The sequence below is a fragment of the Pseudomonas sp. UBA7500 genome, assembly GCF_002478435.1.
GTDB classification, from domain to species: domain Bacteria; phylum Pseudomonadota; class Gammaproteobacteria; order Pseudomonadales; family Pseudomonadaceae; genus Aquipseudomonas; species Aquipseudomonas palmensis.
The window spans coordinates 85442-110082 of record NZ_DLNW01000036.1 but is presented as its reverse complement, the minus strand read 5'-3'; the positions used below and the strand labels follow the sequence as shown (position 1 = coordinate 110082).

Here is a 24641-nt window from a genome sequence, read left to right as displayed (position 1 = left end):
CCTTGCCGGTGAAGGGGCCCTCTTTGTTTCAGTTGGCCCAGGGCGCCTTGCGCGGCTCATCCAGTTGCACCAGGTAGCCGCTGCCGCCCAGCTGGCTCATCTGCTGACGAATCCACGCCGCCCGTCGCGCCACATAGCTGCTGGGCCGGCTTGCGCTCCAGTTGCGCGGGCTGGGCAGCACCGCCGCCAGCAGGCTGGCCTGCTGGCGCGTCAGCTTGCTCGCATCGGTACCGAAGTGATGGCGGGCCGCTGCCTGGGCGCCGAACACGCCGTCATCCCACTCGGCGCTGTTGAGGTACACCTCCAGGATGCGCTCCTTGGACCACAGCAGCTCGATCAGTGCGGTAAACCATGCCTCCAGCCCTTTGCGCAGCCAACTGCGGCCGGCCCACAGGAACTGGTTCTTGGCCACCTGCTGACTCAGCGTGCTGGCGCCGCGAAGCGTGCCGCCACGCTCGTTGTGTGCCAGTGCGGCCTGGATGGCATTGAAGTCGAAACCCCAGTGCCCGGCGAACTTCTGGTCCTCGCCGGCAATCACCGCCACCTTCAGTTCATCGGAAATCTCGCCCCATGGGCGCCAGTCGCGTTGCAGGTCGATGGGCTGGCCGTCGACCCACGATTCCACCTTGCGCTCGACCATCAGCATGGTGCCCGGCGGCGGTACCCAGCGAAACAGCAGCACCAGCAACACGCTGGCAACGGCGAACCAGAGCAGGGCGCGGGTGAGGCGGCGGATCAGGGATGAAAGCATAGAGATGGCTTGGCCGAACCGAATGAGCGGGCCATTATACAGACCCTGTGCCCCCAAGGAGTCTTGCGCATGCTTCGCAGCTTTCTGTTGCTCGCCGCCTTTTTCGGCTTTACCGGCGTGGCCCTCGGTGCCTTCGCTGCCCATGGCCTCAAGGGCCGCCTGAGCCAGGAGTACCTGGCGATCTTCCATACCGGCGTCACCTACCAGCTGGTACACGCCCTGGCCCTGCTGGGCGTGGCAGTGCTCTGGGCGCACCTGCCCGGGCGACTCACGGCCTGGGCCGGTGGTCTGTTCTGCCTGGGCATCGTGCTGTTTTCCGGTAGCCTGTACCTGTTGACCCTGAGTGGCATCGGCAAGCTCGGCATCATCACCCCTTTTGGCGGCCTGGCCTTCCTCGGCGGCTGGCTGTGCCTGGGCCTGGCGGCCTGGCGCCTGGGTTGACCCGCGGGTCCGGATCGAGACGAATGGCGCCGCTTGGCCTTGGGTTCAGCCCCGGATAGGGGCTAGAATGCGGGCCCCTAAAAACAATGGCGGCCGTGCGCATGCGCATTCAACTGAACGGTGAACCTTTCGAATTGCCCGACGGCGAAAGCGTCGCGGCCCTGCTGACCCGGCTCGACCTCGCAGGTCGCCGGGTGGCGGTGGAGCTGAACCTGGACATCGTGCCGCGCAGCCAGCACGACGCCACCGCCCTGCGCGAAGGCGACCAGGTCGAGGTGGTTCACGCCATCGGCGGCGGCTAGGCCCACGCGCTTCACCTGCAAGTCCCTCAACCTTCAAGAGGATTACCGATGAGCAATGTTCGTAGCGACAAGCCCTTCACGCTGGCCGGTCGTACCTTCCAGTCGCGCCTGCTGGTCGGTACCGGCAAGTACCGCGACATGGAAGAAACCCGCCTGGCCATCGAGGCCTCGGGTGCCGAGATCGTCACCGTCGCCGTGCGCCGTACCAACCTGGGCCAGAACCCGGGCGAGCCGAACCTGCTCGACGTGCTGCCACCGGACCGCTACACCATCCTGCCGAACACCGCCGGCTGCTACGACGCGGTCGAGGCCGTGCGCACCTGCCGCCTGGCCCGCGAACTGCTCGACGGGCACAACCTGGTCAAGCTCGAAGTGCTGGCCGACCAGAAGACGCTGTTCCCCAACGTGATCGAAACCATCAAGGCCGCCGAAGTGCTGGTCAAGGACGGTTTCGACGTGATGGTCTACACCAGCGACGACCCGATCATCGCGCGTCAGCTGGCCGAAATCGGCTGCATCGCGGTCATGCCGCTGGCAGGCCTGATCGGTACGGGCCTGGGCATCTGCAACCCGTACAACCTGCGCATCATTCTCGAGGAATCGAAAGTGCCGGTGCTGGTCGATGCCGGTGTGGGTACCGCGTCGGACGCCACCATTGCCATGGAAATGGGCTGCGAGGCAGTGCTGATGAACTCCGCCATCGCCCATGCCGAACAACCGGTGATGATGGCCGAAGCCATGAAGCACGCCATCGTGGCGGGCCGCCTGGCCTACCTGGCCGGCCGCATGCCGAAAAAACTCTATGCCAGCGCCTCGTCGCCGCTGGATGGTCTGATCAAGTAAGAGCCCCTGATGACTGAATCGCAAGAATCGCCGATCACCGCCGAAGGCGAAGAACGCCAACACCGCCGCATCAAGAGTTTCGTGATGCGTGCCGGGCGCATGACCGAAGGCCAGCAGCGCGGCCTGGACCAGGGCGCGCCGCTGTTCGTGCTGCCACTGGCCGACAGCCCGGTGGATTACGACCAGGTGTTCGGCCGTTCGGCGCCGCGCACCCTGGAGATCGGCTTCGGCATGGGCCATTCCCTGCTGGAGATGGCTGCCGCCGCGCCCGAGCAGGACTTCATCGGTGTCGAAGTGCACCGCCCGGGCGTGGGCGCGCTGCTCAATGGCGTGCTGACCCAGGGCCTGCAGAACCTGCGGGTGTATGACTGCGATGCCATCGAAGTGCTGAACAAGTGCGTGGCCGACAACAGCCTGGACCGCCTGATGCTGTTCTTCCCGGACCCGTGGCACAAGAGCCGTCACCACAAGCGTCGCATCGTGCAGCCGGAATTTGCCGAGCTGGTGCGCAGCAAGCTGAAAGTGGGCGGCGTGTTCCACATGGCGACCGACTGGGAACCGTACGCCGAGTACATGCTGGAAGTGATGAATGTCGCGCCGGGGTACAGGAACCTGGCCGAAGACGGCAAGTGCGTACCTCGCCCTGCCGAGCGTCCGATCACCAAGTTCGAACGCCGTGGCGAGCGCCTGGGGCATGGGGTGTGGGATCTGAAGTTCGAGAAGCTGGCCTGATTGCCGGCGAGCGCTGCGCGCTCGAATCGCGGGTCAAGCCCGCTCCCACAGGTACAGCGCTGACCTCGAAATCAGCGTAGTACCTGTGGGAGCGGGCTTGACCCGCGATGCTTCTAGCGGCGGTCTGCGACCACGCCAAGCAACACCAGCACCACCAGCAGCACCGGCGCCAGTGCATAGTTGTTGAACTGGCTCAGCCCGCGTACCACCCACGGCGTGGCATAGATCAACGCCGCACCACTGCCGATCAGCACCAGCAGGGCCATGAACGGCACGCGCAACGCACCTGCCAGCCCGCCCAGGCGCTGTTCGACCCAGCCCTTGATGTCGGTGCCGAACAACACCAGCAGACAGCCTACAAGCGCCAGAGAGATCTCCGACAGGTTACTGCGGCTCCAGCGGGAGACGGTCGAGAGCAGGTCGAGTACCAGGTCCATTCGCTATCCTTAGGTCAAGAAATACTGCAGCAGGTCGTTGAGAAACAGCTGGCCCCGCGGTGTCGCCACCAGCCGCGTCGGTTCGACCTGCAAAAGGCCCTTTTGTTCGGCTTCACGGCGCGCCGCCGTCAGTTGTTCCAGCGGCAGGCCGGTACGCTGCGCGAACAGCGCAGCCTCCACGCCCTCGGTCAGGCGCAGGGCGTTCATCAGGAACTCGAACGGCAGTTCGTCCACCGCCAGCAGCTTGTCGCCCGCCTTGAACGCCTTGGCCGGGTTCAGGTAGTCCTTGGGCAGCCGGGTCTTCCAGGTGCGCACGATGCGCCCGTCCGGGTGGCTGAGCTTGCCGTGGGCACCGGCGCCGATGCCGATGAAGTCGCCAAAGCTCCAGTAGTTGAGGTTGTGCCGCGCCGGGCGCCCGGGCTGGGCGTAGGCCGACACTTCGTACTGGCGGTAGCCGTGCTCGGCCATCAGCGCCTGCCCGGCCTCCTGGATATCCCACAGGATGTCGTCCTCTGGCAGCAGCGGCGGCTGGTTCCAGAACACCGTGTTCGGCTCCAGGGTCAACTGGTACCACGACAGGTGGGTAGGGTTGAGCGCGATGGCCTGGCGCAGGTCGCCCAGCGCATCGTCCAGCGACTGGTCGGGCAGGCCGTGCATCAGGTCCAGGTTGAAGTTGTCGAACCCCGCCGCACGCGCCATGCCGGCCGCACGAACCGCCTCGTCACCGTTGTGGATGCGCCCCAGCGCCTGGAGCTTGGCCTGCTGGAAGCTCTGCACGCCGATCGACAGGCGATTGATGCCCAGTTGCCGGTAGGCCTTGAACTTCTCCTGCTCGAAGGTCCCGGGGTTGGCCTCCAGGGTGATCTCGATGTCGGCGGCGAACGGGATGCGTTGCTCCACGCCCGCCAGCAGGCGGCCCAGCGCACGGGCACTGAACAGGCTCGGGGTACCGCCGCCAAAGAAGATCGAGCTGATCGGTCGCCCGTACACCGCGCCCAGCTCCTGGTCGAGGTCGGCGAGCAGGGCGTCGACGTAGGCCTCTTCCGGCAGCTGCGGGGTGGCGGCATGGGAGTTGAAGTCGCAGTACGGGCATTTGCGCACGCACCACGGGATATGGATGTACAGCGACAGCGGCGGCAGCTGCGCGAGTGCCGCCCGAGGTGCGTTGGAGCTGAAGCCAGCCTCGCCCAGATGCAGTGGCTGTGCCGGCGTGCGGTCGGTCATTGCAGGCCCAGGCGCTGACGCAGCAGGCTCATGGCGCGGGCGCGGTGGCTGATCTGGTTCTTGTCTGCGGGGCTCAGCTCGGCGCTGGAGCAGTCGCGCTCCGGTACCCAGAACAGCGGGTCGTAGCCAAAGCCGTGGGCACCGCTGGCCTGGTGCAGGATGCGTCCATGCCACAGGCCCTCGCACAGGATCGGCAGCGGGTCGTCGGCATGGCGTACCAGCGCCAGCACGCACACGAACTGCGCGCCGCGCTCGGCGTCCGGCACGTCCTTGAGTACCTCGAGCAACTTGGCGTTGTTCGCCGCGTCGCCCTGGCCATCGGCGTAGCGCGCCGAGTAGATGCCCGGCGCACCACCGAGAAAGTCCACCGCCAGGCCCGAGTCGTCGGCCAGGGCCGGCAGCCCGGAGATACGTGCGGCATTGCGCGCCTTGAGGATGGCGTTCTCGACGAACGACAGGCCGGTTTCCTCCGGCTCGACGCTGCTGAATTCGCCAATCGAACGCAGTTGCACGGTGTCACCGAGCATGGCCTGCAGTTCCTTGAGTTTGCCGGCGTTGTGGCTGGCCAATACGAGTTGCTGGATGTTCATCATTCGCCTGGGAAGAGCTCTTGGTTGAAACTGATGGTCTCGGTCTTGCCACCAATTGCAACATTGATCGTGAAGGTGCGGGTTTCCTGCTGCTCCACCGGGAACTGGGCGATGTAGTAGATCGCGCCCTGTTCGGTGATCTGCTTGAAGCTGAGCGGCACCGTGCGGCTGCTCAGGTCCTTGACGCTGCCGCTGACCTGGGTCACCTGCGGCTTGCCGGCCTTGATCACCGACACGTTGATCACGCCCTGGTTCTTGCTGCGCACCAGTTGCGCCGCCTTGGCGATGTCCGGCTGCAGGAAGGTGGAGATGAAGGTGCTGTAGTGCACCGTGGTGTCACCGAAGACTTCCTTGCGCTCGCCCTTGATCGCATCGGCAGCAAGCGCCGTGGTGCTCAGGCAGGCAACCAGTAAAAAGCTCAACAAGCGACCCATGATCTGTCTCCTCCAGTGTGGGTTGTTCAAACCGCGACCTTGTGTTCCTGCAGGCCCGGGCTGCTGACACGGTAAATGCCGATCTCCCCTAGAAGATTAGGCCATAGCTTGCTCGCCCACCCATGCCGGTGCATATGGTCGACCGCCAGGCGGTCGAGCACCTGGGCGCGACGTTCGCTGCACAGCGCCTCGAAATCCTCGAAGGTGCAGAAGTGGATGTTCGGCGTGTTGTACCAGGTATACGGCATGAAGTCCGACACTGGCATGCGACCCTTGGTCGCCAGGTACCAGCGGCAGCGCCAGTGGCCGAAGTTGGGGAAGGTGATGATGCACTGGCGGCCCACGCGCAGCATTTCGTCGAGGATCCGGTCGGGGTACTCCACGGCCTGCAGGGCCTGGGTCATGACCACCACGTCGAAGCTGTTGCTGGCGAAGTTGCCCAGGCCCTTGTCCAGGTCCTGCTCGATGACGTTGACGCCCTTGGCCACGCACTGGGCGATGTTGTCGGGGTCGATTTCCAGGCCGTAGCCAGCCACCTGCTTGGTGTCACGCAGCGAGGCGAGCAGCTCGCCAGTACCGCAACCGAGGTCGAGTACCCGGCTGCCGGCGGGGATCCAGTCTTGGATGATTTCCAGGTCGGCTCTCATGGGGTCCTCAGCAGACGATGCGGTTCATGTAGTTCGTGAATCCCGTGATGTAGCGCGGGGTCGGGATCAGGAAGGCATCGTGGCCATACGGCGAGTCGATATCCAGGTAGCACACGTTCTTGCGCGCGGCGATCAGCGCATCGACGATCTCCCGCGAGCGCGCCGGCGAGAAACGCCAGTCGGTGGTGAACGACATCACGCAGTAGTCGGCGGTGACGTGGGCCAGGGTCGCGGCCAGGTCGCCGCCGTGGCTGGCGGCGGGGTCGAAGTAGTCCAGCGCCTTGGTCATCAGCAGGTAGGTGTTGGCATCGAAACGCCCGGAGAACTCCTCGCCCTGGTAGCGCAGGTAGCTTTCGACCTGGAACTCGACGCTGTGAAAGTCGTAGTTGAGCTTGTCGCTCTTGAGCTCGCGGCCGAATTTCTCGCCCATCGAGTCATCCGACAGGTAGGTGATGTGCCCGACCATGCGCGCCAGCATCAGCCCGCGCTTGGGGATCACGCCTTCGGCCTGGAACGAGCCGCCGTGGAACTCGGGGTCGGTGAGGATGGCCTGGCGCGCCACTTCGTTGAAGGCGATGTTCTGCGCCGACAGCTTGGGTGCCGAGGCGATGTCCAGGCAGTGGCGCACGCGGTCGGGGTAGGTGATGGTCCATTGCAGCGCCTGCATGCCGCCCAGGCTGCCGCCCACCACGGCGGCCCACTGCCCGATGCCCAGGCGATCGGCCAGGCGCGCCTGGCTGTGCACCCAGTCTTCCACGGTGAGTACCGGGAAGTCGGCGCCGTAGGGCTGGCCGGTGGCCGGGTTGACGCTGCTGGGGCCGGTGCTGCCGTTGCAGCCGCCGAGATTGTTCAGGCTGACCACGAAGAAGCGGTTGGTATCGATCGGCTTGCCCGGCCCGATGCAGCTGTCCCACCAGCCCGGCTTGCGGTCGTCGGGGCTGTGGTAGCCGGCGGCATGGTGATGCCCGGACAGGGCATGGCAGATCAGCACGGCATTGCTGGCCGCGCTGTTGAGGGTACCGTAGGTTTCAAAGACCAGCTCGTAGCTGGCCAGCGAGCGACCGCAGGCCAGGGCCAGGGGCTCATCGAATCGCGCCAGTTGCGGTACTACCAGACCGACCGAATCTTCGGGAAAGACAGTGGACATCGACCCTGCTCACGCTTGAATGAGGCGTAAGTCTAAAGACCGCCACCCCCAGCGGCAAGCAACATGGCGCGGCTTGCGGCCGGGGGTGGTGCGGGTCAGATCATGCGGAACAGTTCCTGCGGCATTCCGGCGTAGGCGGCCAGCGGCGGCATCACGAACGACTGGATCACCTGGATCGCCAGGAAGGCGAAGATCGGCGAAATATCCAGGCCTCCGAGGTTGGGCACCAGCTTGCGAAACGGTGCCAGCACCGGCTCGCTGATCTGGTAGGCCAGCTCGGCGGCGGGGTTGTGGCTGCCGGGGGCGATCCACGACACGATCACCATCACGATCATCGCGACCCAGAAGATCTTCAGGAACAGCGAGGTGACGCCGATGACGGCCCACATCAGCAGGTGCGGGATGTCGCCGAAGGTGCCGTAGGTGACCATCAGCACGAACGCCATCAACAGCGCCTGGATCACGATCGACAGGATCAGCGATGAGGTGTCCAGCCCGAACACGCTGGGGATGACGCGCCGGATCGGCTTGAGCAGCGGCTGGGTGGCGCGCACCGCGAACTGGCTGAGCGGGTTGTAGAAGTTGGCCTTGACCAGCTGCAGCACGAAGCGCAGCAGCACGATGACCAGGTACAGGCTGACCAGTGTTTGCACCACGAAGATCGCGGCGCCCGAAAGTGCATTCATGCAGAGCTCCTTAGTTGCCCAGTTGTTCGGCCATTTCGGCCGAGCGGTGCGCCGCGGCGCCCAGTGCTTTTTCTACCAGCGCCTCGAACCCGTTGGCCTGGAACGACTTGATCGCCGCCTCGGTGGTGCCATTGGGGGAGGTGACGCGCCGGCGCAGTTCGCTGGCCTCGACATCGCTGGCCACGGCCATGTGCGCCGCGCCCAGGGCGGTTTGCAGGGTCAGCCGGGAGGCGACGTCGCGGGGCAGGCCGAGTTTTTCGCCGGCTGCGGTCATCGCCTCGATCAGCAGGAAGAAATACGCCGGGCCGCTACCGGAGACCGCGGTCACTGCATCCAGTTGCTGTTCGCTGTCGACCCACAGGGCCACGCCCACTGCCGAGAGCAGTTGCTCGGCTTCGGCGCGTTGTTCGGCCGATACCTGCTCGGTGGCGTACAGACCGCTGACGCCCTGGCGCAGCAGCGCCGGGGTGTTGGGCATGCAGCGTACCAGCGGTTGCTCGCCCAGCCAGTTGCGCAGGCTGGCGCAGGTGATGCCGGCGGCAATCGACACCACCAGCTGGTTGGGCTTGAGGCTTGGCTTGAGCGCCTGGCACACCGCCTTCATGGCTTGCGGCTTGACCGCGATCAGCACCACGTCGGCGCCATCGACGGCCTGGGCGTTGTCTTCGAACAGCTGGATGCCGTGTTCGGCGTGCACCCTGGCGCGCGTCTCGGCACCCGGGTCGCTGGCGCGGATCTGCGCGGCGTCCACACCCTGGGCGCGCAAGCCGCCGATCAGGCTGGCGGCCATGTTGCCGGCGCCGATGAAGGCAATTCGAGTCTTGCTCATGTCAGGTCCTTGGTTGAAGAAGGTGAACGATGCATGGGTCAGGCCTGGCCGTAGTCGCGGGCACCGAACAGGGCGGTGCCGATGCGCACCCAGGTCGCGCCCTGGGCAATCGCTGCTTCCAGGTCGTGGCTCATGCCCATCGACAGGGTGTCCAGGCCCAGGTTCAGGCTGTCCTGCAATTGGCGTACACGGGCGAATGCCGCCGCCTGGGCGGCCGGGTCGTCGGTGGGTTCGGGAATCGCCATCAGGCCGCGCAGCTTCAGGTGCGGCAGCGCCGCGATGGCCTGGGCCAGCGCCGGCAGCTCGTCGGGGTTGCAGCCCGATTTGCTGGCCTCGCCGCTTACGTTGACCTGCACGCACACATTCAGTGCGGGCAGCCCGGCAGGGCGTTGTTCGCTGAGGCGTTGTGCGATTTTCAGTCGGTCCACCGAATGTACCCAGTCGAAGTGCTCGGCGATTGCTCGCGTCTTGTTCGATTGAATGGGGCCGATGAAGTGCCAGGTCAAGGGCAGGTCGGTCAATTCGAGCTGCTTGGCCAGGGCTTCCTGCAAGTAGTTTTCGCCCACGTCGCGCACACCGGCCGCATACACTTCGCGTATCGCGGCAGCCGGCTTGGTCTTGCTCACGGCCAGCAGGCGGACCTGCCCGGGGTCACGCCCGGCGGCCTGTGCAGCGCTGCGGATGCGGTCGGCAAGCGTGGAAAGGTTGTCTGCTATGGTGGACATGGATCAACGCCAGCGGCTGTTCGGGTCTGCGGCATTCTACCTGCTTGGCGATGTTTGGGGAGTGTTATGGACATGACCGGGCTGATGGCCCTGGCGCTCAGGGAAGGCGCCTCCGATCTGCACCTGGCGGCCGGCAGTGCGCCGATGATCCGCCGTGACGGGCAGATGCAGCCGCTGGGGCCGGCGGCGTTGAGCAGCGACAACCTGCATGCCCTGCTGGCGCAGCTCATGAGCCCACAGCAGCAGGAGGACTTCGCCAGGCTGCAGGACCTGGACTTTGCCGTGGCCGTGCCCGGGCTGGGGCGCTTTCGGGTCAACGCCTTCGTGCAGGTGCGCGGGCCGGCGGCGGTACTGCGCCTGATACCCGACCAGGTGCCGACGCTGGCGAGCCTGCAGCTGCCGGAGGTGTTTCGTCGCATTGCCGAGTCGCCGGCCGGGCTGGTGCTGGTGACCGGCCCCACCGGCTCAGGCAAGTCGTCCACCCTGGCGGCGCTGGTCGATCACCTCAACCGCGAGCGCGCCGTGCATATCCTGACCCTGGAAGACCCGCTCGAATTTATCCACAGCCCGCTGCGCAGCCAGCTCAGCCAGCGTGAGATGGGGCGTCACAGCCAGGGGTTCGCCCAGGCGCTGCGGGCTGCGCTGCGCCAGGACCCGGACGTGATCATGCTTGGCGAGCTGCGCGACCTGGAGACGATCCGCCTGGCCCTGACCGCCGCCGATACCGGCCACCTGGTGCTGGCGACCCTGCACACCGCCTCGGCGGCCAAGGTCATCGACCGGCTGGTGGACGTGTTTGCCGCGCAGGAGAAGGCCCTGGTGCGCACGATGCTCGCCGACGCCTTGCAGGCGGTGATGGCCCAGGTGCTGGTGCCCAGGGTGCAAGGCGGGCGAGTGGCCGCGCACGAGGTCCTGCTGGCCACGCCGGCGGTGCGCAACCTGATTCGCGAGGGGAAGGTGGCGCAGCTGTATTCGGCCATGCAGACCGGCGCGGCGTTAGGCATGCAGACCCTGGACAGCAGCCTGCAGGGCCTGGTGAGGCGGGGAGTCGTCAGCCTGGAAACGGCCAGGGCGAACGCGCGTTCGCCCGATCAGGTCTAGCGTTTGGCCAGGCGCAGCTGGGTTTGCGGCTGCTCCTTGGGCAGTACGCGCTTGGCGACCACGTAGTGGCTCTGCCAGTAGGGCTTGTTCAGGGTATCGATGCTGACCCGCTTGCCGCGCCGTGGCGCGTGGATGAAGCGGTCGTTGCCCAGGTAGATGGCCACGTGGTTGACGCGGCGACTCTTGATGTTGAAGAACAGCAGGTCGCCGGGCTTGAGATCCTTGCGGTCGACTTTCACGCCGTGGCCGCTGGCCATGGCGTTGGAGGTACGCGGCAGGTCGACCTCGTCGATGTCGTTGAAGGCGTACTTGACCAGCCCGCTGCAGTCGAAGCCCTTGCTCGGGCTGCTGCCGCCCCAGCGGTACGGAGTGCCCAGCACGTTCACCGCGCGGCTGAGCACATCGCTGCTCTGCTTGGCCGGCATCGAGGCGACCTGGCGGGTGGTCTTGGCGACCTTGGAAGAGGCGGCGGACGAGGTGACCTTGGCGTGGGCGCCCTTGGTCGAGCGTACGGCTGCGGTGCTGGTGGTGTGCACGTTGAAGCCGTTGGGAAGACGTTGCTCACGGTTGGTGGCGTGGGCGGCCAGTGGCAATAAAAGGCAAACAGTCAGCCATGTCTTGAAAAAAGGTCGCATGGGCAGGGCTCTTGTTGGTTAAGCGCGCAACTTTATAACAGCTTTTTGATCGAATTCTGGTCCGTTGGTCGATTGCAGAGGCGCCATACGTCGGCTGAGCACGTAAAAGTCACATTTTTTCTTAGAAAATTTCTCTCTAAACCGTGGAGGCTATGAATGAACAGTTATCAGCAACAGGCGCAGCCCCAGGACACCCACAGCAAGGTCCTCGGCTACCTGCTGTGGATCTTCGGTTTTACCGGGTCGCACCGTTTCTACTACGGCAGGCCGGTGACCGGCACCATCTGGTTCTGCACCCTGGGCCTGCTCGGTATCGGCTGGCTCATCGACCTGTTCCTGATCCCGAAGATGGACAGCGAGGCCGACCTGCGCTTTCACGCCGGCCCGCTGGACTACAGCCTGGCCTGGATCCTGCTGACCTTCCTGGGGATATTCGGCGTGCACCGCATGTACCAGGGCAAGTGGATCAGCGGCGTGATCTATGCCTTTACCGGCGGGCTGTTTCTGCTGGGGGTGCTGTACGACTTCTGGACGCTGAACACCCAGGTATCGCTCAAGAACGTGCAGGCGCGGGCCTGAAAGCAGGCGGCCCGCTGCTGCGGGCCGCCGAACATCGGGGTTACTGGCGTATCTGGCGCTGTTGCAGCAGCAGGTTGTTGAAGCCGCTGCCGGCCAGTTGCTTCTGCGCCACGGTCAGCTGTTCGCGATTGCTGAACGGGCCGACCAGCACGCGGTACCAGGTCTCTTCCTTCACCGTACCGGACTCCACCTTCACCGCCTGGCCGAGCAGGATGATCTGCGCACGCACCTTGTCGGCATCGGCCTCTTTGCGGAACGAGCCCGCCTGCAGGTAGAACTGCGTGGTGGCGGCCGGCTTGATCACCGGCGGTGCCGGTGGCGGGGTCTGCCCCAGCAGCGCGGCCTGGGCGCGGGCGGTGTCGATCTTGGCCGCCTCGGCCGGGGTCACCGGTGGCTGCGCCGGTACCGGCGGGGTTTTCTCCGGCACGGCTTCGGGCGGCACGATCACTTCCGACTCGGGCAGCAGTGTGTAGAAGTCGTACTTGGGCTTGACCGGCTGCTGCGGGCTCGGCGCGGTCTTGTTCGCCTCGGCGATCTTCTCGGCCTTCTGCTGGGCTTCAGGCTTGGTGCGCTTGACCTCGTCGCGGCTGGGCTCGAGTTTCATCAGGAACACGATGAACGCACCGACCGTGAGGCCGATGGCCAGCCACATCCAGCCCGGTATCGGTTGCTTGGCCGGGGCCTGATAGCGGCTGGCGCCGCGCTTGGGAGCAGGTTTTTTCTTGGCAGCCAACTTACATGCGCTCCAGGGTTTCCAGGCCAAGCAGTTCCAGGCCCTGCTTGAGGGTGCGACCGGTCAGGGCGGCCAGGCGCAGGCGGCTCTGCTGCTGTTCGGGTGTTTCTGCGGCGAGGATCGGGCAGTTCTCGTAGAAGCTGGAGAACAGGCCGGCCACGTCGTAGAGGTAGCTGCACAGTACGTGCGGGGTACCTTTTTCGGCGACGTTGTTCAGGATTTCGCCGAACTGCGCCAGGCGCGCGGCCAGGTCCTGTTCCTGCGGTGCCTGCAAGCGGATCTCGCCTTCGACCTGGTCGAAGCCCTTGCCCAGCTTGCGGAACACGCCGGCCACGCGGGTGTAGGCGTACAGCAGGTACGGCGCGGTGTTGCCTTCGAAGTTGAGCATCAGCTCGAAGTTGAAGCTGTAGTCGCTGGTACGGTGCTTGGACAGGTCGGCGTACTTGACCGCGCCGATGCCCACCACCTTGGCGATGGCGCGCAGTTCTTCTTCTGGCAACTGCGGGTTTTTCTCCTTGACCAGGGCGTAGGCACGCTCCTTGGCTTCGTTGAGCAGGTCGATCAGCTTCACGGTGCCGCCGTCGCGGGTCTTGAACGGGCGGCCGTCGGCGCCGTTCATGGTGCCGAAGCCCATGTGCTCCATGTCCATCGGGTGGGTCACGAAGCCGGCCTTGCGGGCCACCGCGAACACCTGCTGGAAGTGCAGGGCCTGGCGCTGGTCGACGAAGTACAGGGCGCGGTCGGCCTTGAGCACGCCGCTGCGGTAGCGCACGGCGGCCAGGTCGGTGGTGGCGTACAGGTAGCCGCCGTCGGCCTTGACGATGATCACCGGCAGCGGCTCGCCCTCGGCGTTCTTGAACTCGTCGAGGAACACGCACTGGGCGCCGTTGCTTTCCACCAGCATGCCCTTGGCCTTGAGGTCCTCGACCACATTGGCCAGGTCGTCGTTGTAGGCGCTTTCGCCCATCACGTCGGCCATGGTCAGCTTGACGTTGAGCAGCTCGTAGGTCTTCTGGCAGTGCGACAGCGATATGTCCTTGAAGCGGGTCCACAGCTTCAGGCACTCGGGGTCGCCGGCCTGCAGCTTGACCACCAGGCCACGGGCGCGGTCGGCGAACTCGCTGGACTCGTCGAACCGCTTCTTGGCGGCGCGGTAGAAGTTCTCCAGGTCCGACAGCTCTTCGCTGGTGATCGGGTTCTCTTCCAGGTACGCCATCAGCATGCCGAACTGGGTGCCCCAGTCGCCCACGTGGTTCTGGCGTACCACATCGTCACCGAGAAACTCCAGCACACGGGCCACGGCGTCGCCGATGATGGTCGAGCGCAGGTGGCCGACGTGCATTTCCTTGGCCAGGTTGGGCGCCGACATGTCGATCACGACCTTCTGCGTGGCGCCGGCCTTGTGCACGCCGAGCCTGGCGTCGGCCAGTGCGGCATCCAGGCGCGAGGCCAGGGCCTGGGTGTTCTGGAAGAAGTTGAGGAAGCCCGGGCCTGCGATCTCCACCTTGCTGACCTGCGGGTCGGCGGGCAGGGCGGCGATGAGTTTCTCGGCCAGGTCGCGCGGCTTGAGGCCGGCGGGCTTGGCCAGCATCATCGCGATGTTGCTGGCGAAATCGCCGTGGGTCTTGTCCCGGGCGTTTTCCACCTGGATCGCCGGCGTCAGCCCGTCAGGCAGCACACCGTCGTTGACGAGTTGGGTGAGGGCTTGCTGGATCAGCTGGCGAATGGTGTCTTTCATGGGCTTCTCTTTCGACCGCAAGCGCGGCGGCGCCTGGATGCGCAGGTGGAAAAACTGGGTATTATCCGTTGCCGGGGCGAGGTTGCCAACCTTTAGGGCCCTTTGGCCAACAATGCAGGCTCTGCAGAGGGCCAGGGCTCATCAAACCTGTAGGAGCCGGCGTTGCCGGCGAAGCGGTCAGTACAGGTCGACCGGGTCCACATCCAGCGACCAGCGCACCTGTCGCCCGCTCGGCATCTGCTCCAACACTAACAGCCAGGCGCTCATCAGACGATGCAAGGATGCCCTTGCATTGGCCTGCAACAACAATTGCGCACGAAAACGTCCCGCCCGTCGCTCCATCGGCGCCGGCACCGGGCCCAGCAGCTCGATGCCGTGCAGGTCGTGCTCTGCCAGCAACTGCTCGGCGGCGCTGCAGGCCTCGTCGAGAAAGCTCTCGGCCTGCCCCGGCTTGTGCGCCTCGGCGCGCAGCAGCGCCAGGTGCGCGAAGGGCGGCAGGCCGGCGGCGCGGCGCTCGCTCAGGGCCTGTTCGGCAAACGCGAAATAGCCCTGCTCGGTAAGCTGTACCAATAGAGGATGATCGGCCAGGTGCGTCTGGATGATCACCTTGCCTGGCTCCTCTGCACGCCCGGCACGCCCTGCCACCTGCACGATCAGTTGGGCCATGCGCTCGCTGGCGCGAAAATCCCCGGAGAACAGCCCGCCATCGGCATCCAGGATCGCCACCAGGGTGACCCGCGGAAAGTGGTGCCCCTTGGCCAGCATCTGGGTGCCGACCAGGATGCACGGCTCGCCGCGCTGCACTGTGGCGAACAGCTGGTTCATCGCGTCCTTGCGCGAGGTGCTGTCGCGGTCCACGCGCAGCACCGGGACATCCGGAAACAGAATGCTCAGGCGCTCTTCGGCGCGCTCGGTGCCTGCGCCTACCGGGCGCAGGTCCACATGGTTGCACTGCGGGCACTGGCGCGGTACGCGCTCGTCATAGCCGCAGTGGTGGCAGCGCAGTTCGCCGGAGCGCTGATGCACGGTCATGCGCGCATCGCAGCGCGGGCATTCCGACAGCCAGCCGCAGTCGTGGCACAGCAGCGTGGGGGCAAAGCCGCGACGGTTGAGGAACACCAGCACCTGCTGGCCGGCGGCCAGGGTCTGGCCGATGGCCTGTTGCATCGGCCCGCTGATGCCGCTGTCCAGCGGCCGGCTCTTGACGTCCAGGCGCAGGAAGCGCGGCGCCTTGGCGCCGCCGGCGCGGTGGTTCATGCGCAGCAGGCCGTAACGGCCGGAGTAGGCGTTGTGCAGGCTTTCCAGCGATGGCGTGGCCGAGCCCAGCAGGATCGGGATGTGCTCCTGGTGCGCGCGCACCAGGGCCAGGTCGCGGGCGTGATAGCGCAGGCCTTCCTGCTGCTTGTAGGAGCCGTCGTGCTCCTCGTCGATGATGATCAGGCCCGGGTTCTTCATGGGCGTGAACAGCGCCGAGCGGGTACCGATGATGATGTCGGCCTCGCCATCACGGGCTGCCAGCCAGGCTTTGAGGCGTTCGCGGTCGTTGACTGCCGAATGCAGCAGGGCAATGCGCGCATTGAAACGCTGCTCGAAGCGCGCCAGGGTCTGCGGCCCGAGGTTGATCTCCGGAATCAGGATCAGCGCCTGCTTGCCGGCCTCCAGGGTCTCGCGGATCAGTTGCAGGTAGACCTCGGTCTTGCCGCTGCCGGTGACCCCGGCCAACAGAAAGGCATGGAAGCTGCCGAACCCGGCCTGCACCGCATGAAACGCCGCCTTCTGTTCATCGTTGAGCGGCAGTTCGGGCTGTGCCAGCCAGTGTTCGTGGCGCGCCGGCGGGGCATGCCGGCGTACCTCCACCTGCACCAGCTCCTTGGCCAGCAGCAGGTCGAGGCTGTCCTTGCTCAGTTTGAGCTTGCTCAGCAGGCCGTGGGCCACGCCGTGCGGATGCTGCGCGAGGGTGGCCAGGGCATCGCGCTGGCGCGGTGCGCGGGCGATGCGCGGGTCGTCGTGGCGCGCCCCCGGGGCCACCTGCCAGAAGCGTTCCTGGTGCGCTTCGGCCGGCTCGCCCTGGCGCAGCAGCACCGGCAGCGCCCAGCTCAGGGTGTCGCCCAGGCTGTGCTGATAGTACTGCGCGGTCCACACGCACAGCTTGAACAGGGCTGGCGGTATCGGCGATACCGGGTCAAGCAGGGCGATGGCGGGCTTGAGTTTGTCGGCGGGCACCTCGCTGTGCTCGCACACCTCCACCAGGATGCCGATCATCTCGCGGCGCCCGAACGGCACGCGCAGGCGCATGCCGGGGGTGAATGCGGTGTGCGCCATGCTTGCCGGGGCCCTGTAGTCGAACAACCGCCGCAGGGGCGAGGGCAAGGCAAGGCGAAGGATGACGTCGGACACGCGCAGGGTCTCTGAAGGGCAATTCGGTAGCCGCCGAGCCTAGCAGACGACAGTCGGTACAAGCGACAACTTGCGCTGATGGCATGCTCTGGTATTATTCGCCGCCTAATTACGTGCGGTATTCAACAATGGTGTTGGGTGGCGGCACGCAGTCGAGGAAGTGACCATGAAACCAGAAATTCATCCGAATTATGAAGCAGTCGCAGTCACCTGCAGCTGCGGCAATGTGTTCCAGACCCGTTCGACCCTGTGCGCCCCACTGGCCACCGACGTCTGCAACGAGTGCCACCCGTTCTACACCGGTAAGCAGAAAGTGCTGGACACCGGCGGCCGCGTACAGAAGTTCGCCGACCGTTTCGGCATGTTCGGTGCCAAGAAGTAAGACGGCGCGAAGCTGGCCCCATGGGCTTGGCAATGCTGTTGAAGAAGAAGGCGTCCCTGGTGGGCGCCTTTTTTGTGGCCGCGATCTGGCAGTTGCCGGCGCAGGCGCTGTGTACGCTGCCGGCCGACGCGCAGCGCGAGGTGCAGAGCGTTGCGGTACGCCAGGTGATCGACGGCGATACCTTGCGTCTGAATGATGGGCGCAATGTGCGCCTGATCGGCATCAATGCTCCCGAGATCGGGCGCAAGGGGCGGCCCAGCGAGCCCTATGCGGTGGCCGCGCGCCAGCGTTTGCAGGCCCTGGTCAAGGCCAGTGGCGGGCGGGTCGAGCTGCTGCCGGGTACAGAGCCGCGCGACAAATACAAGCGCACCCTGGCCCATGTGTTCGACCGCTCTGGTCACAATCTGGAAGAACAACTGCTGGGCGAGGGTCTGGGTTATCGCATCGCGGTAGCGCCCAACACCGCCCTGCGCGACTGCCATCAACAGGCTGAACAGGCCGCCCGCAGCGCCCGCGCGGGGCTGTGGGGCCAGCCGCCGGTGATTGCGCCGGGGCACCTGCGCCAGTCCGGTTTTGCGCTGGTCGCTGGCCAGGTTCAGTCGGTCGAGCACAGCGGTGGCGCCATCTGGATCGAGTTGGGCCATTCGCTGGTGCTTCAGGTGCCGGCCAGGTTGTCGCGCAACTTTGCGCCTGATTTCACCGACGGCCTCGAAGGCCGACGCGTCGAAGCCCGCGGTTGGGTGCTGGATCGTTCCCGCAAGGGCGGGCTCAAGCCGGGTCAGGCGCGCTGGATGCTGCCACTCACCGACCCGACGATGCTGGAAAGACAATAAAGATAATAAATTGTGAACATTTTAAAAATGGATTGTACACACTGAAAGCCTTGCGGGCTGCGGCTCTTGGCTTAAAGTCGTAGGCTAAAGGCCTTGACACAAGTGACCGGGCAGTCTTGTCGGCCCATTGCTCTTTGCGTATCCTCGGCGGTCCGTCAGAACAGTAAAAGCGGAATGCCCATCATGTCAGATTTGAAAACTGCCGCTCTCGAATACCATGCTCAGCCTCGTCCGGGGAAACTGAGCGTAGAGCTCACCAAACCGACCGCGACTGCTCGCGACCTGGCGCTGGCCTACAGCCCGGGTGTTGCCGAGCCAGTACGTGAAATCGCCCGTGACCCGGAGCTGGCCTACCAGTACACCGGCAAGGGCAACCTGGTAGCAGTCATTTCCGACGGCACCGCCATCCTCGGCCTGGGCAACCTGGGCCCACTGGCGTCCAAGCCGGTGATGGAAGGCAAGGGTGTTCTGTTCAAGCGTTTCGCCGGTATCGACGTGTTCGACATCGAAGTCGATGCCGAAAGCCCGCAGGCCTTCATCGACACCGTCAAGCGCATCTCGATCACCTTCGGCGGCATCAACCTGGAAGACATCAAGGCACCCGAGTGCTTCGAGATCGAGCGCGCGCTGATCGAGCAGTGCGACATCCCGGTGTTCCACGATGACCAGCACGGCACCGCGATCGTGACCGCGGCGGGCATGATCAACGCCCTGGAAATCGCGGGCAAGACCCTCGCCGATGCCAAGATCGTCTGCCTGGGCGCCGGTGCTGCGGCCATCTCCTGCATGAAGCTGCTGGTGAGCATGGGCGCGAAGATCGAAAACATCTTCATGGTCGACCGTACCGGCGTGATCCACGCTGGCCGTGACGACCTGAACCAGTACAAGGCGGTGTTCGCCCACGCTACCGACAAGCGCAGCCTGGCCGATGCCCTGGAAGGCGCTGACGTGTTCGTCGGCCTGTCCGGTCCGAACCTGCTGAGCCCTGAAGGCCTCAAGTCGATGGCACCGAACCCGATCGTGTTCGCCTGCTCGAACCCGGACCCGGAAATTTCGCCGGAGCTGGCCCACGCCACCCGCAGCGACGTGATCATGGCCACCGGTCGTTCCGACTACCCGAACCAGGTCAACAACGTACTGGGCTTCCCGTTCATCTTCCGTGGTGCCCTGGACGTTCGCGCCAAGCGCATCAACGAAGAGATGAAGATCGCTGCCGCCAACGCCCTGAAGGACCTGGCCAAGCTGCCGGTGCCCAAGGAAGTCTGCGCTGCCTACGGCGTCGACGCGCTGGAATTCGGTCGTGAGTACATCATTCCGAAGCCGATGGACGCACGCCTGATCACCGTGGTTTCCGATGCCGTGGCCAAGGCTGCGATCGAAAGCGGTGTGGCGACCCTGCCGTATCCGAAGAACTACCCGCTCAAAAGCGTGGATGACGTGTTCAACGGCTGAGCCGTTGTAGCGTTGTAGCAAAAAGCCCCGGCTCGCGAGAGTCGGGGCTTTTTGTTTGGGGCTGGTAATTGTGCTGGCGAATGGGCTGCAGGGCAGCCCCCGGGTTACCCCATCAGAACAGATCGATCGGCGCCGACTCGTCCGCCGGCAGCGGGCTGCCTGGCGCACTGCCACCCAGCTCGTTGACCGACGGCGGGGTGTCTTCGGCCTTGAACAGCTCGAAGTACGCATCAGGCGTGCTCGGCGTGGCCGCACGGCCGCTCACCGGGTCCACCCGCAGGCTGAGGATGCCTTCAGGCTGCGGCAGCGTGTGCATCGGCTTGTCCTTGAGCGCGGCGCCCATGAAGCTCATCCAGATCGGCAGCGCCACGGTACCGCCATACTCGCGACGGCCCAGGGTCTCGGGCTGGTCGAAGCCGCTCCATACGGTGGTCACGTAGTCGGCGTTGTAGCCGGAGAACCACGCATCCTTGGACTCGTTGGTGGTACCGGTCTTGCCCGCCAGGTCGGTGCGCCCCAGCGCCAGGGCACGTCGCCCGGTGCCACGCTTGATCACGTCCTGCAGCATGCTGGTGAGGATGTAGCTGGTACGTCCGTCGATGATCTGCTCGGCCACCGCCGGCACCTGCGGCGCCACCGCACTCACGTCGGCGCCCAGTGCCGCATCGGTGACGATCGGCGTTTCGGCGGCGCCAATCCCGGCCTCGTCCTGATGCCCCCGAGGCACGCTGGGCGGGTTGGCGGTGAACAGCGTCTCGCCATTGCGGCTTTCGATGCGGTCGATCAGGTACGGGGTGATCTTGTAGCCGCCGTTGGCAAACGCGCTCCAGCCGGTGGCGATCTCCATCGGCGTGAGGGTCGCGGTGCCCAGCGCCAGCGACAGGTTGCGCGGCAGGTCCTGCTTGTTGAAGCCGAAACGGGCGATGTAGTCGATGGTCTTGTCCACGCCCATGGCCTGCAGCAGGCGGATCGATACCAGGTTGCGCGACTTGTACAGCGCCTCGCGCATGCGGATCGGGCCAAGGAAGGTGTTGGTGTCGTTCTTGGGTCGCCACACCTTGTCCAGGTACTCGTCGACGAACACGATAGGGGCGTCGTTGACCAGGCTGGCGGCGGTGTAGCCGTTGTCCAGCGCCGCGCTGTAGACGAACGGCTTGAAGCTCGAGCCCGGCTGGCGCTTGGCCTGCATGGCGCGGTTGTAGTTGCTCTGCTCGAACGAGAAGCCGCCCACCAGAGCACGGATGGCGCCGTTGTTCGGGTCCAGGGTCACCAGTGCGCTCTGGGCGCCCGGCACCTGGCTGAACTTCAGTTCGCCCTCGCCGGTGCGTTGCACGCGGATCACGTCGCCGACCTGGGCCACATCGCCAGGCTGCTGCGGGGCGCGGCCCTGGCTGTTGGTGTTGAGGAATGGGCGGGCCCATTTCATGGTGTCCCAGGCCACGGTCTCGGTCTGGCCCGACTTGGTCAGCACCTGCAGGCCGGTCTTGTCGACCTGGGTGACGATGGCCGGTTCCAGCCCGCCCAGTGGGCGCAGCTTGGTCAGCTCCTGCAGCCAGGCGGCCTGGGTCTTGCCCGGCAGGCGCGACTCGGGGCCGCGGTAGCCGTGGCGGTGGTCGTAGGCGCTGAGGCCATCGAGCACGGCGCTGTTGGCCATTTCCTGCAGGTCGCTCGGCACCGTGGTGGTCACGCGGAAACCTTCGGTGTAGGCGTCGCTGCCGTAGCGGCCGACCATCTCGGCGCGGGCCATCTCGGCGATGTACGGGGCATTCACCTCGGGCGTCGGCACGTGGTAGCTGGCGTTGATCGGTTCGGCCAGGGCAGCCTGGTAGCTGGCTTCGTCGATCTTGCCCAGCTTGTACATGCGCCCCAGGATCCAGTCGCGGCGTTCCTTGGCGCGCGTCGGGTTGGCCAGCGGGTTGAAGCGCGACGGTGCCTTGGGCAGGCCGGCGATCATCGCCATCTGCGCCAGGCTCACGTCACGGATCGACTTGCCGTAGTACACCTGCGCTGCGGCTTCGATGCCGTAGGCACGGTTGCCCAGGTAGATCTTGTTCACGTACAGCTCGAGGATCTCGTCCTTGGTCAGCTCGCGCTCGATCTGCAGGGCCAGCAGGATCTCGTTGGTCTTGCGCGAGAAGCTGCGTTCGCTGCTGAGGAAGAAGTTCTTCGCCACCTGCATGGTGATGGTGCTGCCGCCGGTCTGGATGTGCCCGGACTTGAGCAATTGTGTTGCAGCGCGCATCAGGCTGCTGGGGTCGACCCCATAGTGATTGGCGAAGTTGTCGTCTTCGGCGGACAGCAAAGCCTGGATGAAATGCGGGGGAATGTCGGCGAAACGGATGGGAGAACGCCGCATCTCGCCGAACTCGGCAATCAGCTTTCCATCGCTGCTGTATACCCGCAAAGGGATCTGCAACTGGATGCTTCTCAGGGCCTCTACCGAGGGCAGGCTGGGGCTAAGATACAGAAACGCGCCGCTCAGACCGAGCACGACGGCACAGATGACTGCGACGAAAGACCACCAGAAGAACTTCAGCAGGCGTATCAAGGCTTTGGGGTGTCCAGTTTGAAATATGGATTGAGCGCAGGGCTGATCGACGAGAAAAAACGCTGGGCATTATAAGCAATTTTCACTGTGCCGCGTGGGTTGCGCGGTGCACGGGCTGACCGGTGCCCTGTCTGGGGGCCGGTCGAAGCAGGCGGATGCCAGGGAAAGCCAATGTTTGGACGTTTCGGCAAGGATGCCGGTTCACTGCTGGGTATCGATATTTCATGTTGCGCGGTGCGATTGCTGCAGCTGCGGCAGGTGGCAGGGGCCTTCGAGGTGCGTGCGCAGGCCGTGCAGACGCTGGCGGCGGGCGTGCTGCAGGACGGCCGGGTGGCCGACCCGGCACAGTTGGCGCAGGTGCTGGGCGATGCCCTGGCCCGCAGCGGTGCCACCTTGCGCGAGGCGGCGCTGGCGATTCCGGCCACGGCCGTGCTGAGCAAGACCGTGCAGGTGCCGGCGGGGCTGGCAGAGGATGCCCTGTTTGCCCGCCTGTGCCATGAGGCCGAACCTTTCATACCCTTTGCCCTTGACGAGGCGGCCTTCGATTTCGAGTGCCGCGGCTCGGTGGCGCACGACCCGTGCTACGAGGCGGTGGGGGTGTATGCCTGTCATCAGGGCTGGCTCGACGGGCTGGAGGCGGCACTGGAGCTGGCAGGCCTGCGTGCGCGGGTGGTCGAGACCGACAGCCTGGCGTTGTTGCGCGCGGTCGGGGCGGACGATCACGCGGTCGCCGTGGTGCGGGTCGAGCCAGGGCACTGGGCGCTGCATGCACAGCACCAGGCATGGCGTGCCGACGTGGGTGCAGCGGCCGATGTGCCGCAGGCGTTGGCTGCCTGCATCGAACGCTGGTTGCAGGCCCTGGAGGGCCCGGCACCGGCGCGGCTGGTACTGACCGGGGCGGCTGCCGATTCGGCCCAGGCGCTGGAAGTGCAGCGTCGGCTGGGTATCGAAACCACGGTGTTCGATGCCGCCGAGCCCGCCCTGGCGCTGGCCTATGGGCTGGCGATGAGGCGTGCACCGTGAGGCGCGATATCAACCTGCTGCCGTGGCGGGCCTGGCAACGCCAGCGCAGTGTGCGGCAGTTGCAGGGGTTGATGCTGGTGGCTCTGCTGCTGGGGGTCGCCATCGTGGTGCTGCTGGACCGGCATGGCGCCTATCGCCTGGCGCAGCAGGGGCAGGCCAATGCGGCCCTGCGCGATGCCATCGCACGGCTTGAGGGCCCGCTGGCAGAACTGGCCGACCTGACCGCCCGGGGCGATGCGCTGCAGGAACGCATCCAGGGGCTGGATGCCGTGCTGCGCGCCGCATCCCCAGGTGGGCAGGTGCTTGCACCGCTGGCCACGCGGGTGCCACAAGGGCTGCAACTGACTGCACTGGCGCTCGAGGGCAGCGCGCTGCGCCTGGAGGGGGTGGCACAGGGGCGGGCGTCGGTCACTCAACTGCTGCGCAATCTGGATCAGGCCCCTGGCCTGAGCGAGGTGCAGTTGCAGGAGATCAAGGCCACCGCCGCCGGCGAGGTGTTCCACCTCCGTGCGCAGGTGCAGCCATGAGCCCGGCTCTCGACTGGTACCTGATGGCAGCGTGGCCTCGGCGGTACAAGGCGCTGTTGCTGTCGGCTTGCCTGCTGCTGGCGCTCGGTAGCGGTTATGGGCTGCACCTGCGCGGGGCGAACGCTTCGCTTGAGCGGGCGCTGGCGCGTGGAGCCGAGTTGCAGCAGGCCTGGCAGGCGCATGCAGACCAGGTCGCCCGGCTGGACGAGCAGCAGGCCCGCTTGCTCGGCCTGGAGCAACGCCTGCGGGAGGCCCAGGCCCGGCTGCTGCCAGCGGGCGGCATGCCCGGCCTGCTGCAGGCTGTCGCCCGGGCCGGGCGGGGCCTGGTGTTCGAGCAGGTGAAGGTGTTGCCGGCGCAGCCGCAGGCCCTGCATGCCGAAATGCCGGTGCACCTGCAGGTGGTGGGCGACTTCGCCGCGCTGGCCGGTTTTGTCGACGCCCTGGCCACGCTGCCTGAGCGCGTGACCCTGCATGACTTTCACCTGGCGCCTCTGGCGGGGCGTGGGCAACTGCGTCTGCAGATGCACCTCAAGGCCTATGCGTCCGGCCTGCCGGTCGACCCCGTGGCGCAGCCGGCGCCGGTGCTGGCGGAGGCGCGCGATCCCTTTGCCGCGCCGCCGCCCGCAGCGCTCGAATTTGCGCTGGAACACGTGCCGCTGGAACAGATGGAACTGGTCGGGCACCTGGCCGACCGTCGCGGCGGGGTCGCGTTGATCCGTGTTGCGGGGGCGCTGTACCCGTTGCGCGAAGGTGACCGGCTGGGGCCGGACAAGGGGCGGGTGGTGCGCATCGATGCGCAGCAGGTCGAGCTCGAGGAGCAGGTATGGGTCGAGGGCGCCGGCTGGGTGGAGCGCTCGCAGGTGATCGAAGCCAATGGGGTGGCTCGACACGTCGTCAACTGACCA

At 65.8% G+C, this 24641-nt stretch carries 26 protein-coding genes and 1 pseudogene; 12 read left to right on the top strand and 15 right to left on the bottom strand.

The annotated features are described in order from the left end of the window. Positions 1 to 28: 28 nt before the first annotated feature. Positions 29 to 786: pseudogene (mtgA, locus tag B4I46_RS16425) on the bottom strand (monofunctional biosynthetic peptidoglycan transglycosylase). A 34-nt stretch (positions 787 to 820) separates the two neighbouring features. On the opposite strand from mtgA, the gene B4I46_RS16420 reads away from it, so the two are divergent. From B4I46_RS16420 to trmB, 4 genes are all read left to right on the top strand, one after another. Next, complete coding sequence (locus B4I46_RS16420; protein ID WP_043860126.1) at positions 821 to 1192, top strand: DUF423 domain-containing protein; 372 nt, start codon at positions 821 to 823, stop codon at positions 1190 to 1192. Between the two features lie 101 nt (positions 1193 to 1293). Beyond that, entirely contained in the window at positions 1294 to 1494 is a 201-nt protein-coding gene (thiS, locus tag B4I46_RS16415) for a sulfur carrier protein ThiS (RefSeq protein WP_043860147.1), read from the top strand. 48 nt (positions 1495 to 1542) lie between these two features. Then, complete coding sequence (locus B4I46_RS16410; protein WP_043860127.1) at positions 1543 to 2337, top strand: thiazole synthase; 795 nt, start codon at positions 1543 to 1545, stop codon at positions 2335 to 2337. 9 nt (positions 2338 to 2346) lie between these two features. Continuing rightward, entirely contained in the window at positions 2347 to 3069 is a 723-nt protein-coding gene (gene trmB, locus B4I46_RS16405) for a tRNA (guanosine(46)-N7)-methyltransferase TrmB (RefSeq protein WP_043860128.1), read from the top strand. 113 nt (positions 3070 to 3182) lie between these two features. Here trmB and B4I46_RS16400 read toward each other — a convergent pair whose 3' ends face one another. The 9 genes from B4I46_RS16400 to B4I46_RS16360 all read right to left on the bottom strand — a co-directional run bounded on the left by B4I46_RS16400 (position 3183) and on the right by B4I46_RS16360 (position 9788). Then, complete coding sequence (locus tag B4I46_RS16400; protein WP_043860129.1) at positions 3183 to 3506, bottom strand: DUF3392 family protein; 324 nt, start codon at positions 3504 to 3506, stop codon at positions 3183 to 3185. A gap of 9 nt (positions 3507 to 3515) precedes the next feature. Further along, the gene (hemW, locus tag B4I46_RS16395) at positions 3516 to 4730 is read right to left on the bottom strand and encodes a radical SAM family heme chaperone HemW (protein WP_100634288.1); all 1215 of its coding nucleotides are present in this window, start codon (positions 4728 to 4730) and stop codon (positions 3516 to 3518) included. Next, entirely contained in the window at positions 4727 to 5323 is a 597-nt protein-coding gene (gene rdgB, locus B4I46_RS16390; protein WP_043860131.1) for an RdgB/HAM1 family non-canonical purine NTP pyrophosphatase, read from the bottom strand. The genes hemW and rdgB overlap by 4 nt, the downstream gene beginning before the upstream one ends. Continuing rightward, the gene (locus B4I46_RS16385) at positions 5320 to 5754 is read right to left on the bottom strand and encodes a DUF4426 domain-containing protein (RefSeq protein ID WP_043860132.1); all 435 of its coding nucleotides are present in this window, start codon (positions 5752 to 5754) and stop codon (positions 5320 to 5322) included. Before B4I46_RS16385 ends, rdgB begins: the two co-directional genes overlap by 4 nt. A 26-nt stretch (positions 5755 to 5780) precedes the next feature. After that, entirely contained in the window at positions 5781 to 6401 is a 621-nt protein-coding gene (metW, locus tag B4I46_RS16380) for a methionine biosynthesis protein MetW (RefSeq protein ID WP_043860133.1), read from the bottom strand. Between the two features lie 7 nt (positions 6402 to 6408). Further along, on the bottom strand, positions 6409 to 7548 hold the full coding sequence (gene metX / locus B4I46_RS16375) for a homoserine O-succinyltransferase MetX (protein WP_043860134.1): 1140 nt from the start codon (positions 7546 to 7548) through the stop codon (positions 6409 to 6411). Between the two features lie 95 nt (positions 7549 to 7643). Continuing rightward, positions 7644 to 8234, bottom strand: a complete 591-nt coding sequence (locus B4I46_RS16370) for a YggT family protein (protein ID WP_054915542.1) — start codon at positions 8232 to 8234, stop codon at positions 7644 to 7646. Between the two features lie 10 nt (positions 8235 to 8244). Continuing rightward, positions 8245 to 9063, bottom strand: coding sequence for a pyrroline-5-carboxylate reductase (proC, locus tag B4I46_RS16365; protein ID WP_043860136.1), 819 nt, complete (start codon positions 9061 to 9063; stop codon positions 8245 to 8247). A gap of 38 nt (positions 9064 to 9101) precedes the next feature. Further along, the gene (locus B4I46_RS16360) at positions 9102 to 9788 is read right to left on the bottom strand and encodes a YggS family pyridoxal phosphate-dependent enzyme (protein WP_054915543.1); all 687 of its coding nucleotides are present in this window, start codon (positions 9786 to 9788) and stop codon (positions 9102 to 9104) included. 66 nt (positions 9789 to 9854) lie between these two features. Between B4I46_RS16360 and B4I46_RS16355 the strand changes: the two genes are divergently transcribed. Next, positions 9855 to 10889: a type IV pilus twitching motility protein PilT gene (locus tag B4I46_RS16355; protein WP_286900988.1), complete on the top strand. Its 1035-nt coding sequence runs from the start codon at positions 9855 to 9857 to the stop codon at positions 10887 to 10889. On the opposite strand, the gene B4I46_RS16350 is transcribed toward B4I46_RS16355, so the two are convergent. Next, positions 10886 to 11524: a C40 family peptidase gene (locus tag B4I46_RS16350; RefSeq protein ID WP_043860139.1), complete on the bottom strand. Its 639-nt coding sequence runs from the start codon at positions 11522 to 11524 to the stop codon at positions 10886 to 10888. The genes B4I46_RS16355 and B4I46_RS16350 overlap by 4 nt on opposite strands. Positions 11525 to 11680: 156 nt before the next feature. On the opposite strand from B4I46_RS16350, the gene B4I46_RS16345 reads away from it, so the two are divergent. Beyond that, complete coding sequence (locus tag B4I46_RS16345; protein ID WP_043860140.1) at positions 11681 to 12103, top strand: NINE protein; 423 nt, start codon at positions 11681 to 11683, stop codon at positions 12101 to 12103. Positions 12104 to 12143: 40 nt separating this feature from the next. Here the strand turns inward: B4I46_RS16345 and B4I46_RS16340 are convergent, their stop codons facing one another. The 3 genes from B4I46_RS16340 to B4I46_RS16330 form a co-directional block, all read right to left on the bottom strand. Further along, entirely contained in the window at positions 12144 to 12836 is a 693-nt protein-coding gene (locus B4I46_RS16340; RefSeq protein ID WP_043860141.1) for an SPOR domain-containing protein, read from the bottom strand. Position 12837: 1 nt separating this feature from the next. Continuing rightward, on the bottom strand, positions 12838 to 14574 hold the full coding sequence (argS, locus tag B4I46_RS16335; RefSeq protein ID WP_043860142.1) for an arginine--tRNA ligase: 1737 nt from the start codon (positions 14572 to 14574) through the stop codon (positions 12838 to 12840). 177 nt (positions 14575 to 14751) lie between these two features. After that, positions 14752 to 16971, bottom strand: a complete 2220-nt coding sequence (locus B4I46_RS16330; protein WP_078481693.1) for a primosomal protein N' — start codon at positions 16969 to 16971, stop codon at positions 14752 to 14754. A 166-nt stretch (positions 16972 to 17137) separates the two neighbouring features. On the opposite strand from B4I46_RS16330, the gene rpmE reads away from it, so the two are divergent. From rpmE to B4I46_RS16315, 3 genes are all read left to right on the top strand, one after another. Then, complete coding sequence (gene rpmE, locus B4I46_RS16325) at positions 17138 to 17353, top strand: 50S ribosomal protein L31 (protein ID WP_043860144.1); 216 nt, start codon at positions 17138 to 17140, stop codon at positions 17351 to 17353. A gap of 32 nt (positions 17354 to 17385) precedes the next feature. Beyond that, entirely contained in the window at positions 17386 to 18186 is an 801-nt protein-coding gene (locus B4I46_RS16320; RefSeq protein WP_286900984.1) for a thermonuclease family protein, read from the top strand. A 183-nt stretch (positions 18187 to 18369) separates the two neighbouring features. Continuing rightward, entirely contained in the window at positions 18370 to 19638 is a 1269-nt protein-coding gene (locus B4I46_RS16315) for a malic enzyme-like NAD(P)-binding protein (protein WP_043860148.1), read from the top strand. A 112-nt stretch (positions 19639 to 19750) separates the two neighbouring features. On the opposite strand, the gene B4I46_RS16310 is transcribed toward B4I46_RS16315, so the two are convergent. Further along, the gene (locus tag B4I46_RS16310; protein WP_173925097.1) at positions 19751 to 22183 is read right to left on the bottom strand and encodes a penicillin-binding protein 1A; all 2433 of its coding nucleotides are present in this window, start codon (positions 22181 to 22183) and stop codon (positions 19751 to 19753) included. 174 nt (positions 22184 to 22357) lie between these two features. Here B4I46_RS16310 and pilM point away from each other — a divergent pair, with 174 nt between their 5' ends. The 3 genes from pilM to B4I46_RS16295 are packed head-to-tail and all read left to right on the top strand — an operon-like array spanning position 22358 to position 24638. Next, positions 22358 to 23209, top strand: coding sequence for a type IV pilus biogenesis protein PilM (gene pilM / locus B4I46_RS16305; RefSeq protein WP_286900983.1), 852 nt, complete (start codon positions 22358 to 22360; stop codon positions 23207 to 23209). Continuing rightward, entirely contained in the window at positions 23206 to 23736 is a 531-nt protein-coding gene (locus B4I46_RS16300) for a PilN domain-containing protein (protein ID WP_286900981.1), read from the top strand. The genes pilM and B4I46_RS16300 overlap by 4 nt, the downstream gene beginning before the upstream one ends. Then, positions 23733 to 24638: a pilus assembly protein PilP gene (locus tag B4I46_RS16295; RefSeq protein WP_286900980.1), complete on the top strand. Its 906-nt coding sequence runs from the start codon at positions 23733 to 23735 to the stop codon at positions 24636 to 24638. Before B4I46_RS16300 ends, B4I46_RS16295 begins: the two co-directional genes overlap by 4 nt. The last annotated feature ends 3 nt before the right edge of the window (positions 24639 to 24641 follow it).